11 protein-coding genes and 1 rRNA gene are annotated in these 12,036 nt (G+C 67.4%); 10 read left to right on the plus strand and 2 right to left on the minus strand.

Annotated elements, in window-relative coordinates:
* Positions 1-5: 5 nt before the first annotated feature.
* Complete coding sequence (gene cutA, locus QSK34_RS29620) at positions 6-326, minus strand: divalent-cation tolerance protein CutA (RefSeq protein ID WP_285588802.1); 321 nt, start codon at positions 324-326, stop codon at positions 6-8.
* 25 nt (positions 327-351) lie between these two features.
* Between cutA and QSK34_RS29625 the strand changes: the two genes are divergently transcribed.
* Genes QSK34_RS29625 through QSK34_RS29635 form a run of 3 tightly spaced genes read left to right on the plus strand, consistent with a single transcriptional unit; the run spans position 352 to position 2,635 of the window.
* Complete coding sequence (locus QSK34_RS29625; RefSeq protein WP_285588804.1) at positions 352-798, plus strand: flavoprotein; 447 nt, start codon at positions 352-354, stop codon at positions 796-798.
* 32 nt (positions 799-830) lie between these two features.
* Positions 831-1,727 (plus strand): SDR family oxidoreductase, encoded by an 897-nt coding sequence (locus tag QSK34_RS29630; protein ID WP_285588806.1) that lies wholly within the window; start codon positions 831-833, stop codon positions 1,725-1,727.
* Positions 1,724-2,635 (plus strand): GNAT family N-acetyltransferase, encoded by a 912-nt coding sequence (locus QSK34_RS29635; RefSeq protein ID WP_285588808.1) that lies wholly within the window; start codon positions 1,724-1,726, stop codon positions 2,633-2,635. The genes QSK34_RS29630 and QSK34_RS29635 overlap by 4 nt, the downstream gene beginning before the upstream one ends.
* 113 nt (positions 2,636-2,748) lie before the next feature.
* Here QSK34_RS29635 and QSK34_RS29640 read toward each other — a convergent pair whose 3' ends face one another.
* Positions 2,749-3,216, minus strand: a complete 468-nt coding sequence (locus QSK34_RS29640; protein ID WP_030456810.1) for an ATP-binding protein — start codon at positions 3,214-3,216, stop codon at positions 2,749-2,751.
* A 264-nt stretch (positions 3,217-3,480) separates the two neighbouring features.
* Here QSK34_RS29640 and QSK34_RS29645 point away from each other — a divergent pair, with 264 nt between their 5' ends.
* The 7 genes from QSK34_RS29645 to QSK34_RS29675 form a co-directional block, all read left to right on the plus strand.
* Entirely contained in the window at positions 3,481-4,350 is an 870-nt protein-coding gene (locus QSK34_RS29645; RefSeq protein WP_285588811.1) for a Sco1979 family transcriptional regulator, read from the plus strand.
* A gap of 173 nt (positions 4,351-4,523) precedes the next feature.
* Entirely contained in the window at positions 4,524-5,903 is a 1,380-nt protein-coding gene (gene tig / locus QSK34_RS29650; protein WP_285588813.1) for a trigger factor, read from the plus strand.
* 215 nt (positions 5,904-6,118) lie between these two features.
* On the plus strand, positions 6,119-6,763 hold the full coding sequence (locus QSK34_RS29655) for a ClpP family protease (RefSeq protein WP_030456813.1): 645 nt from the start codon (positions 6,119-6,121) through the stop codon (positions 6,761-6,763).
* Positions 6,764-6,774: 11 nt separating this feature from the next.
* Positions 6,775-7,419, plus strand: a complete 645-nt coding sequence (locus QSK34_RS29660; protein WP_161482189.1) for an ATP-dependent Clp protease proteolytic subunit — start codon at positions 6,775-6,777, stop codon at positions 7,417-7,419.
* A gap of 198 nt (positions 7,420-7,617) precedes the next feature.
* On the plus strand, positions 7,618-8,895 hold the full coding sequence (clpX, locus tag QSK34_RS29665) for an ATP-dependent Clp protease ATP-binding subunit ClpX (RefSeq protein ID WP_030456815.1): 1,278 nt from the start codon (positions 7,618-7,620) through the stop codon (positions 8,893-8,895).
* A 48-nt stretch (positions 8,896-8,943) separates the two neighbouring features.
* Positions 8,944-11,526, plus strand: a complete 2,583-nt coding sequence (locus QSK34_RS29670) for a valine--tRNA ligase (protein WP_502875550.1) — start codon at positions 8,944-8,946, stop codon at positions 11,524-11,526.
* A gap of 443 nt (positions 11,527-11,969) precedes the next feature.
* Positions 11,970-12,036: ribosomal RNA gene (locus tag QSK34_RS29675) — 16S ribosomal RNA — on the plus strand; the annotation flags it as partial.

The following is a 12,036-nucleotide window of genomic DNA, read 5'->3' on the forward strand; positions in this document are numbered from 1 at the left end:
TCTGATCAGAGGTTCGTCTCCCGGTCGATCCAGCCCAGGTAGTCGCCCGCCCCCATGGCGACCGGCACCGCGATGATCTCCGGCACGTCGTAGGAGTGCACCTCGCGCACACACCCCGACAGGTCACCGAACCGCTCCGCCGTCGTCTTGAACAGCACGAGCCACTCCTGCGACCGGTTGACCTCACCGTCCCACCAGTAGACGGAGGTGATCGGCCCGACGATCTGGGCGCAGGCGGCGAGGCGGCGTCCGACCACCGTGCCGGCCAACCGGTCGGCCTCCTCGGGTGATCCGGCCGTCACGCGCACCTCAATATGGTCAGACATGCCTGCACGCTAACCCGGGAGACCCATGGACCTCTATGTGATCGTCTGCGCCGCCGGGCCGGTGCGGGACCTGCCCGAGCTGATCGCCGAGGCGCGGTCGCGATCGTGGACGGTCCAGATCGTCGCCACCCCCAAGGCGGTCGACTTCATCGACGAGGCCGATCTGGAGCGGCGTACCGGGAGAAAGGTGCGGGTGAACTACCGGCACCCCAGCGAACCCAAGCCGCCGCGGGCCGACGCGATCCTCGTCTATCCGGCCACGTTCAACACCGTCAACAAGTTCGCGCTCGGCATCACCGACACCTATGCCCTGGGGCTGCTGGCCGAGGCCCCTGGCCTGGGCATCCCGGTGACGCTGGTGCCGTTCGTCAACGACGCCCTGGCCGGCCGCGCCCCCTACCGGGCGGCCGTGGCCGCGCTGGAGGAAGAAGGTGTCGCCTTCGCGGCGTCCTGGCGGGAGGCGCTGGCGTAATTCTGTCGGTGGCGACCGGCAGACTGGCGGCCATGACCATCGCACTCGTCGCGGGCGCGACCCGCGGAGCCGGAAGAGGGATCGCCGCCGAATTGGGAGCGATCGGGGCGACCGTCTACGTCACCGGCCGCACCACCCGTGACCGGCAGTCGGAATACCAGCGGCCCGAGACCATCGAGGAGACCGCCGAGCTGGTCACCCGGGCGGGCGGCCACGGCATCGCCGTCCCGGCCGACCACCTCGACCGAGACCAGGTCAGGGCGCTGGTCGAGCGCATCGACCGGGAGCAGGGGCGGCTCGACGTCCTGGTCAACAACATCTGGGGCGGCGAGAACCTGTTCAGCTGGGACAAGCCGCTCTGGGAGCACGACCTCGACGACGGCATGCACATGCTCCGCCTGGCCATCGACACCCACATCATCACCAGCCACTACGCCCTGCCGCTGCTGCTCAGGCACGAGGGCGGGCTGGTCGTCGAGATGACCGACGGCACCGCCGACTACAACGCCGCCAACTACCGCGTCACCTTCTTCTACGACCTGGTGAAGAGCTCGGTGGTGCGCATGGCGTTCGGCCTGTCCAAGGAGCTCGGGCCGCGCGGGGCCACCGCCGTGGCGCTGACGCCCGGATGGTTGCGGTCGGAGCTGATGCTCGACCACTTCGGCGTCACCGAGGAGAACTGGCGCGACGCGGTCGAGAACGAACCCCACTTCGCGATCTCCGAGTCGCCGGCCTTCGTCGGCCGGGCCGTCGCGGCGCTGGCGGGCGACCCCGACCGGGCGCGCTGGAACGGCCAGTCGTTGTCGAGCGGCGGGCTCGCCCAGGTCTACGGCTTCACCGACGTCGACGGCAGCCGTCCCGACGCCTGGCGTTACATCGTGGAGGTCCAGGACGCCGGGAAGCCGGCCGACACCACGGGCTATCGGTGAGAGATCGCCAGTTGACGGCGATCGCCGAGATCGCCGGAATGGGTCTCGACGTCTGGCTGCGCGGCGGCTGGGCGATGGATTTCACCCTGGGCGAGGTGACCCGCGACCACGTCGACATCGACTGGTTCGCCTGGTCCGACGACGCCGACCGGCTGGAGGAAGCCCTGCTCACCCGGGGTTTCGTCCCGCAGCCGGGGCCGCCGCGCGACCAGCAGCGCGACTTCACGCGTGAGGGGGTCGAGGTCAGCTTCGCCCTGCTGGCCGCCGACCTGACCGTCGCGGGCGGCCCATATAAAGGAGAGCGCTGGCCCGACGGCCTGCTCGACGCCCCCATGGGCCGTCTCGACGGCCTGAACTGCCCGGTCATCAACGTGGCCGCGCAGATCGAGATCAAGGTAATGATGCCGGTCTGGGTGCCCGGCCTGCCCCGGAGGGAGAAAGACGTGTCCGACCTCACGCGCCTGCGGATGCACGTTCACCTGAGAGATGTCAGAGATTCCGACCTGGAGGTCTTCCACACCCAGGAGCAGGACCCCGAGGCCACCCGCCGCTCCCGCTTCCCGGCCCGCGAGCGGGAGAGGTTCCTGAACCACTGGCGTCAGAACATCCTCCCTGACGAGACCTGCCACGTGCAGACCGTCGAGGTGGGCGGGCAGATCGCCGGCAACGTCGTCGCCTGGTGGCAGGGCGACCGCCGCTTCCTGGGCTACTGGCTGGGCCGGGAGTTCTGGGGAGGCGGCATCGGCACCCGCGCGCTGACCCTGTTCCTGGAGAAGGAGAAGGTGCGCCCTCTCTACGCCGACCCCCACGGGGGCAACACGGCGTCGGTGCGTCTGCTGGAGAAGCTGGGCTTCACCCGGACGACCGTCAACGACGAGGGCTTCGTCCTCTACGTGCTGGAGAACTGAAACTTTCGGCCAGACCGGCCGTCACGGAGCGCCCGAGCGGCCGGTCGGCGCCGGATGCTTTGCGAGCGAGGGGAGCCGTAACCGAAAAGAAGGAGCCGTAACCGAAGAAAAGGTCAGGCCTCGGTGCGGAACATCGCCCAGACGGCCTTGCCGCCCTCGTCGAGCGGGTCCCAGCCCCACGCCTGGCTGTAGGTCTCCACGATGTAGAGCCCGCGCCCGTTCTCCGAGACGAAGTCGGGCTCCTTGCGGGTGGGCACCTCGTCGCTGGGGTCGGCCACGGCGAGTATCACGTGGGGGGCCAGCCGAACCAGCATGAGGGTGATGGGGTGGTCGGTCGACGCCGCTTTCGGATACAGAGCGTAACGAACCGCGTTGGTCACCAGCTCCGAAACGACCAGGGTCGCGTCGTCGGTGAGTTCCGAAAGTCCCCAACCCTGCAGCGTCGATCGCGTAACATCGCGTGCGGTCTTGACCGAATCCGCCAGGGGGCGTAACGGGCAGGTCGTGGCGTCGGACTCGGGGGCGGTGCGCACCAGGCGCTCCACCCCGACATCGCGGGCGGATATGGGATTATCCAACATCCTGCCCGCACCTCCCGATCGCCAGATTTGAGAACTAGTGCACCTTTGGCCCAATATGCACTAGGCCATCATGGGACAAGGGCCCGCCCCCTGCAAGACCCAAATGCACGTGCAAGCGCCTTGTGCACTTGCCCAAACCGTTGAGCGATTGTGAAATGGACGGGGGGTTCAAGCCTTGTCTTCCTGGCCGGAAGTGGTGACACTGTGTGGGCTGGGGGTGTCGGCTCGACCTTCTCCGGCGAGTCGAGCAGAGAGGGAGGCGCCGTGACACGTACCCAGCCGGGACAAGGTCCCACGGCGCTGCGCATCCTCCTCGGCACCCAGCTGCGCAAACTCCGGGAAGAACGCGGCATCTCGCGCTTCGAGGCCGGACACCTGATCCGCGGCTCCGAGTCGAAGATCAGCCGCATGGAGCTCGGCCGCGTCAGCTTCCGCGAACGCGACGTCGAAGACCTCCTCACCATGTACGGCGTGGCCGACGAGGCCGCCCGCAAGCCCATCCTCGAACTGGTCAAGCAGGCCAACGAGCCGGGCTGGTGGCACCGTTTCAGCGACGTGCTGCCGGGCTGGTTCCAGGCCTACGTCGGCCTCGAAGAGGCGGCCGCCCGCATCCGGACCTACGAGGTCCAGTTCGTCCCTGGCCTCCTGCAGACCAAGGAGTACGCCCGCGCGGTCATCACGGCCGGCGCGGTCGGCTCGGCGCCCGAGGAGATCGCCCGGCGGGTCGACCTGCGGCTCGAACGCCAGCGCCAGGTCCTCGAACGCACCACCCCGCCCACCTTCTGGGCGGTCATCGACGAGGCGGCGCTGCGCCGCCCGATCGGCGGCGTCGACGTGATGCGGGGGCAGATCCAGCACCTGGTCGAGCTCATGGACCAGGGGAATGTCACGATCCAAGTGATGCCCTTCCACTTCGGCGGACACGCCGCGGAGGGCGGCGCGTTCAGCATCCTGCGCTTCCCCGAGGCGGAGCTCCCCGACATCGTCTACGTCGAGCAGCTCGGCAGCGCCCTCTATCTCGACAAACGCGATGAGGTCGACAGGTACAGCGAGGTGATGGAGCGGCTGTGCGCGGTCTCCACCACCCCGTCCGAGACCGTCGACATCCTGAGAAAGATCTCGCGCGAGCTCTGACGCGTCACTCGCGGGGGCTGCTCTGCTCTAGACTGAAGTTTGGCGCTGGACACCCCGCCGCAGTGGAGCATGCCCATGTGCCCTCTTCGTGGGCGCGGCGCGCGTAACGTGCCGCGGTAGCTGTGCATGACGCGCCCGCGATCACCAGATGCTGTTATTTAGGAGACCACCCCGTGAAGACCGCTGTCGAGGAGCTCAGCCCCACTCGGGTGAAGCTCACCGTCGAGGTGCCGTTCGAGGAGCTCGAGCCGAGCCTGAAGGCCGCCTACAAGAAGGTCGCGCAGCAGGTGCGCGTCCCCGGCTTCCGCCCCGGCAAGGTTCCGGCCCGGATCATCGAGCAGCGCTTCGGCCGCGCGGTCGTGCTCGAGGAGACCCTGAACGACGCGCTGCCCGGCCTCTACGGCCGCGCCGTCGACGAGGTCGATCTCTTCCCGGTGAGCCAGCCCGAGATCGAGGTCACCCGGATCGACGACGGCCAGCAGGTGGAGTTCACCGCCGAGGTCGACGTCCGTCCCACCTTCGACCTGCCCTCCTACGAGGGCACCGAGGTCACGGTCGACGCCGCCACGGTCGCCGACGCCGACATCGACGCCCAGCTCGACGCGCTGCGCCAGCGCTTCGCCACGCTGACCGGCGTGGAGCGCCCGGCCACCAAGGGCGACTACGTCGTGATGGACCTGCGCGCCGAGATCGACGGCCGCAACCTCGACGAGCAGCAGGCCGCCGACGTCTCCTACGAGGTCGGCGCCGGTTCGGTCCTCGAAGGCCTCGACGCCGCGCTCGAAGGCCTGTCGGCCGGCGAGGAGAAGACCTTCCGCACCACGCTCGTCGGCGGTGAGAACGCCGGCGAGGAGGCCGACGTGATCATCAACGTCAAGTCGGTCAAGGAGAAGGTCCTCCCCGAGCTCGACGACGAGTTCGCCCAGCTCGCCTCCGAGTTCGACACGCTCGACGAGCTCAAGAACAGCATCCGCGAGCAGGTCCGCCGCAACAAGCTGATCGAGCAGGTCGTCCAGGCCCGCGAGAAGGCCGTCGACGCCCTCATCGGCGGTCTCGACATCCCGCTGCCCGACAGCGCCCTCAAGGCCGAGGTCGACGCGCGCAAGCACAACCTCGAGCACCAGATCGCCGAGAGCGGCCTGAGCCGCGAGGCCTACTTCCGCCTCTACCAGACGACCGAGGAGGAGCGCTTCGCCGAGTTCGACGCCAACTCCGCCCGGGCGCTGAAGATGGGCTTCGTCCTCGACAAGATCGTCAAGGCCGAGGACATCGGCGTCAGCGAAGAGGAGCTGACCCAGTTCGTCGTGCGCCGCGCCGCCCAGATGGGCGTCGCGCCGAACACGCTGGCCCAGCACCTCGCCGACAACGACCAGCTGACCCTCGCGATGATGGAGATCGTCCGCGAGAAGGCCAAGTCGGTCGTGGGCGACGCCGCCAAGGTCGTCGACTCCGAGGGCAACGAGGTCGACCTCAAGGCGATCTACGCCGAGCTCAACCCCGAGGGTGAGGCCGAGGGCCTCGCTCAGGCTCCGGCCGGCGCCTCCGCCGAGTAGGCGCGACCCACCGCCGTTCCTCTGGGCCCCCGGTTCTCACCGGGGGCCCATTGGCATGTGTTCGGTACGTCATGGGGTGGGCGAAAGCCGTACAAACAGGGCGTGGGGGAGCATGCGCCGTCAGCGAACACCCGGGTGAGGGGGCATGAGCTGTGGGCGGCGCGCGTTAGGGTCGAGCAAAGCCAATCGATAACGACGCATCGGAAGGTGACGCTGTGACCAGCCCGCCGACCTTCTTCCAGCCCATCGGCTTCGAGCCCGAGTCGCGTGGCAGAGAGAACGGCCCCGCCCGGCTTGAAGACCAGCTCTACCAGCGTCTGCTGCGTGAGCGAATCGTGGTGCTCGGCACTCAGGTCAATGACGAGGTCGCCAACCGGCTCTGCGCCGAGCTCCTCCTGCTCGCCGCCGACGATCCCAACCGGGACATCTGGATGTACATCAACTCTCCCGGCGGTTCCGTGACGGCCGGCATGGCGATTTACGACATGATGGAGTATGTGCCGAACGACGTCTGCACGGTGGCGATGGGCCTGGCCGCTTCCATGGGCCAGTTCCTGCTGTGCGCCGGCGCTCCCGGCAAGCGCTACGCCCTGCCCCACGCCCGGATCATGATGCACCAGCCCTCGGGCGGCATCGGCGGCACCGCCGCCGACATCGCGATCCAGGCCGAGCAGATGCTCTACGTCAAGAAGACCTTGGCCGAGCGCATCGCCCACCACACCGGCCAGCCGCTCGACCAGATCGAGCGCGACTCCGACCGCGACCGCTGGTTCACGGCCGACGAGGCCAAGGACTACGGCTTCATCGACCAAGTCGTGCGCAGCGCGCGGCAGGTGCCCTCCGAGGGCGCCGTTTCATGACGGGAGCGTCCATGAGTGACCTGATTCGGCCGGGTGACATCAACGGCCGCTACATCATCCCTTCGTTCGTCGAGCGCACGACCTACGGCGTCAAGGAGATGAACCCGTACAACAAGCTGTTCGAGGATCGCATCATCTTCCTCGGCGTCCAGATCGACGACGCCTCGGCGAACGACGTGATGGCGCAGCTTCTGACACTCGAGTCGCTCGACCCCGACCGTGACATCAGCATCTACATCAACTCGCCCGGCGGGTCCTTCACGGCCATGACGGCGATCTACGACACGATGCAGTTCGTCCGGCCGGAGATCCAGACCGTGTGCCTGGGCCAGGCGGCCTCGGCCGCGGCGGTGCTGCTCGCGGGCGGCACGCCCGGCAAGCGCTTCGCCCTGCCGAACGCCCGGGTCCTGATCCACCAGCCCTCCACCGAGGGCGGCGGCCAGGGATCCGACATCGAGATCCAGGCTCGTGAGATCCTGCGTATGCGGGACCTTCTGGAGCAGATCGTGGCCAAGCACACCGGCAAGGACGCGGCCGAGGTCCGTCGCGACATCGAGCGCGACAAGATCCTCAGCGCCGACGAAGCCAAGGCCTACGGAATCGTCGACGACATCATTCCGTCGCGTAAGCGCCAGACGGCTGCCGTCGCCTCGTAAGAGATCGAAGGTCGCAAGTGCACCGGAACGGTGCCCAATTGGGCACCTTCCGGTGCGACTCACCGCTAGGGGGCTCACTGAGGGCCCGGAAGACGGTAACGTCGAAACCTGAGCGGGATGACGTTTTCGCACCGAAGTGACCGGCGCGAATGACCGGACCGCGGCAGCAGGGCGGTCCCACGCAAAGGAGAGTCTGGGGTGGCACGCATCGGCGACGGGGGAGACCTGCTCAAATGCTCGTTCTGTGGCAAGAGCCAGAAGCAGGTCAAGAAGCTCATCGCTGGACCAGGCGTCTACATCTGCGATGAGTGCATCGAGCTCTGCAACGAGATCATCGAGGAGGAGCTCTCCGAGTCCTCTGAGCTGAAGTGGGACAACCTCCCCAAGCCTCGAGAGATCTACGAGTTCCTCGACGCCTACGTGATCGGCCAGGACAAGGCCAAGAAGGCCCTTTCCGTCGCGGTCTACAACCACTACAAGCGGGTCCAGTCCGGCGAGCGCGGCCGTGACGACGGGCTCGAGTTGTCGAAGTCCAACATCCTGCTTCTCGGCCCCACCGGCTCCGGCAAGACGCTCCTGGCCCAGACCCTGGCCAAGATGCTCAACGTGCCGTTCGCCATCGCCGACGCCACCGCCCTCACCGAGGCCGGCTACGTGGGCGAAGACGTCGAGAACATCCTGCTGAAGCTGATCCAGGCCGCCGACTACGACGTCAAGAAGGCCGAGACCGGCATCATCTACATCGACGAGGTCGACAAGATCGCCCGCAAGAGCGAGAACCCGTCGATCACCCGCGACGTCTCCGGCGAGGGCGTGCAGCAGGCGCTGCTGAAGATACTGGAGGGCACCACCGCATCGGTGCCTCCGCAGGGCGGCCGCAAGCACCCCCACCAGGAGTTCATCCAGATTGACACCACCAACGTGCTGTTCATCTGCGGTGGCGCCTTCGCGGGCCTCGAGAAGATCATCGAGTCCCGGGTGGGCAAGAAGGGCATCGGCTTCAACGCCATCATCCGGTCCAAGGAAGAGGTCGACTCGGTCGACATCTTCGGCGACGTGATGCCCGAAGACCTGCTGAAGTTCGGCATGATCCCCGAGTTCGTGGGCCGTCTGCCGGTCATCACCAGCGTCCACAACCTCGACCGCGAGGCCCTGATCCAGATCCTCACCGAGCCCCGCAACGCCCTGGTCAAGCAGTACCGGCGGCTGTTCGAGCTCGACAACGTGGAGCTGGAGTTCTCCGACGACGCGCTCGAGGCCATCGCCGACCAGGCGATCCTGCGCGGCACCGGCGCCCGCGGCCTGCGCGCGATCCTGGAGGAGGTCCTCCTCTCGGTGATGTACGAAGTGCCCTCGCGACAGGATGTCGCTCGGGTCGTCATCACCCGCGAGGCGGTTCTCGAACACGTCAACCCGACGTTGATCCCGCGCGACCAGCTGAAGCAGCAGCGCACTCCGCGAGAGAAGTCCGCATAACACATAGTGGGCCGGGGCGCTCGGTGGGAGCTTCTAGAATTGGCTCTCGTGACGACGCCTGAACTGCCGACCCAGTATGCCCCTGCCGATGTCGAGGCCCCCAGCTACGAGCGCTGGGTAGCGGCCGGTCACTTCGGAGCGAGCGCGGTAGACGGGCGAGAGCCGTACAGCATCGTCCTCCCGCCGCCCAACGTGACCGGCTCGCTCCATGTCGGCCACGCCCTCGACCACTCGATCCAAGACGCCCTGACCCGCCGGGCCCGCATGCGGGGCAACGCCACCCTGTGGCTGCCCGGCATGGACCACGCCGGAATCGCGACGCAGAACGTCGTCGAGCGCGAGCTGGCCAAAGAGGGCCTCTCCCGCCACGACCTCGGCCGCGAGGCCTTCATCGACCGGGTCTGGCAGTGGAAAGAGGAGTCGGGCGGCCGCATCCTCGGCCAGATGAAGAAGCTCGGCGACGGGGTCGACTGGTCCCGTGAGCGCTTCACGATGGATGAGGGCCTGTCGCGGGCCGTCCAGACGATCTTCAAGCGCCTCTTCGACGACGGCCTGATCTACCGGGCCAACCGCATCATCAACTGGTGCCCCCGCTGCCTCACCGCGCTGTCCGACATCGAGGTCGAACACCAGGAAGACGAGGGCGAGCTCGTCTCGATCCGCTACGGCGACGGTGACGACGCGATCGTCGTGGCCACCACCCGCGCCGAGACCATGCTCGGCGACACCGCCGTCGCGGTGCACCCCGCCGACGAGCGCTACGCCCACCTGATCGGCCGCGAGGTCGAGCTGCCGCTGACCGGCCGGCGCATCCCGATCGTCGCCGACGACCACGTCGACCCGGCGTTCGGCACCGGCGCGGTCAAGGTCACCCCGGCCCACGACCCCAACGACTTCGAGATCGGCCGCCGCCACGACCTGCCGTCCCTGGCGATCATGGACGAGCGGGGCGTCATCACCGCCCATGGGCCCTTCCAGGGTCTCGACCGGTTCGAGGCGCGCCCCGCGGTCGTCGCGGCGCTGCGCGCCGAAGGCCGGATCGTCGCCGAGAAGCGCCCCTACCTCCACAGCGTCGGCCACTGCTCGCGCTGCAAGACCGTGGTCGAGCCGCGTCTGTCGCTGCAGTGGTTCGTCAACGTCTCCCCGCTGGCCAAGGCCGCGGGCGACGCCGTCCGCGACGGCCGCACCCGCATCCACCCGCCGGAGCTGGCCAAGCGCTACTTCGACTGGGTCGACGACATGCACGACTGGTGCATCTCGCGCCAGCTCTGGTGGGGCCACCGCATCCCGGTCTGGTACGGCCCCGAGGGCGAGGTCGTCTGCGTCGGGCCCGACGACGAGATCCCCGAGGGCTACACGCAGGACCCCGACGTCCTCGACACCTGGTTCTCTTCGGGGCTGTGGCCGTTCTCCACGCTCGGCTGGCCCGAGCAGACCGACGACCTCAAGAAGTTCTATCCGACGACCGTCCTGGTCACCGGCTACGACATCCTCTTCTTCTGGGTCGCCAGGATGATGATGTTCGGCCTCTACGCCATGGACGGGCAGCCGCCGTTCAAGACCGTCGCGCTGCACGGCATGGTCCGCGACCAGTTCGGCAAGAAGATGTCGAAGTCGTTCGGCAACGTCATCGACCCCCTCGACTGGATCGAGCGCTACGGCGCCGACGCCACCCGCTTCACCCTGCTGCGCGGCGCCAACCCCGGCTCCGACGTGGCGATCAGTGAGGACTGGGCGGCCGGCTCCCGCAACTTCTGCAACAAGATCTGGAACGCCACCCGGTTCGCCCTCATGAACGGCGCCGTCAGCGACGGCCTGCCCGACGAGCTGACCGCGGCCGACCGCTGGATCCTGTCGCGCCTGCAGTCGGTGACCGCGCTGGTCGACACGGCCTTCGACGACTTCGAGTTCGCCAAGATCAGCGACTCGCTCTACCACTTCGCGTGGGACGAGGTCTGCGACTGGTATCTGGAGCTCGCGAAGATCCAGATCGCCGGCGGCGGCCAGGTCGCCGAGAACACCAAGCGTGTGCTGGGCCACGTCTTCGACGCGCTGCTGCGCCTGCTCCACCCGCTGACCCCGTTCGTCACCGAGGAGCTGTGGCGCGCGGTCACCGGCCGCGAGTCGATCGTGGTGGCGCCGTGGCCGGTGAGCGATCCGGCGTTCGCCGACGCGGGGGCGGAGTCGGAGATCGAGGCCGTGCAGAACCTCGTCACCGAGGTCCGGCGCTTCCGCTCCGACCAGGGTCTCAAGCCCGGCCAGCGTGTCGCCGCCCGTCTCTCCCTTTCCGGTACGGCCGTCGCCGCCCACGAAGACGCCATCCGCTCCCTTCTCAGGCTCGACCCGTCGGGTGAGAGTTTCACGCCGACCGCGCGCCTCGCTGTGGGCACGGTCACCGTGGAGATCGACACCGCCGGCGCCATCGACGTGGCGGCCGAGCGCAAGCGGCTGGAGAAGGATCTCGCGGTCGCGAAGAAGGAACAGGCCCAGGTCACGGGCAAGCTCGGCAACGAGCAGTTCATGGCCAAGGCCCCCGACGACGTGGTGGCGAAGGTGCGCGCCCGCGCAGCTCAGGCGGTGGAGGACATCGCCCGCCTGGAGGCTCAACTTGCCTCGTTGCCCCGCGTTTAGGGTTTCGTGGCCAGGGAATGATTATCGGGTTGCCGAAGTGGGTCGCGGCATCCCCGCAGAGGTGCTAATGTTCTTGTTACGCCAAGCGGGACGGCGCGGCCCGGACTCGGAAGAGCCGGGGCGATCGGATCCCCAAGGCGTCCCCAACAACTTCCTCCGGGAAAACCGGGCGATTTGACATCGCCTGGAGCTCGGGTAAGTTAGACGGGTTGCTCTCGAAAGGGAGCACTTCCAGCGGGAAACGGAAAATGTCGAATCACTGAATTTGACACTAACCGGAAGCGCTGCGAAGATAAAGACACAAAGAAAAAAGCAAGTCCGTTTCTTGAGAACTCAACAGTGTGCTAAAAGCCAGTGCATGATGCACAACCCCGTCATTTGATGACGGATTCCTTTGGTTGACATTCATGTGAATGTTGGCCAGGAAAATTCTCTGAAGACATCTTTTGGAGAGTTTGATCCTGGCTCAGGACGAACGCTGGCGGCGTGCTTAACACATGCAAGTCGAGC

This window comes from Herbidospora sp. NBRC 101105 (assembly GCF_030269205.1).
Taxonomy (GTDB): domain Bacteria; phylum Actinomycetota; class Actinomycetes; order Streptosporangiales; family Streptosporangiaceae; genus Herbidospora; species Herbidospora solisilvae.

Excerpts from the sequence above, each read along its gene's own strand:
- cutA (WP_285588802.1), bottom strand. The coding sequence starts at position 326 with ATGTCTGACCATATTGAGGTGCGCGTGACGGCCGGATCACCCGAGGAG.
- QSK34_RS29625 (WP_285588804.1), top strand. The coding sequence starts at position 352 with ATGGACCTCTATGTGATCGTCTGCGCCGCCGGGCCGGTGCGGGACCTG.
- QSK34_RS29630 (WP_285588806.1), top strand. The coding sequence starts at position 831 with ATGACCATCGCACTCGTCGCGGGCGCGACCCGCGGAGCCGGAAGAGGG.
- QSK34_RS29640 (WP_030456810.1), bottom strand. The coding sequence starts at position 3,216 with ATGTTGGATAATCCCATATCCGCCCGCGATGTCGGGGTGGAGCGCCTG.
- QSK34_RS29660 (WP_161482189.1), top strand. The coding sequence starts at position 6,775 with ATGAGTGACCTGATTCGGCCGGGTGACATCAACGGCCGCTACATCATC.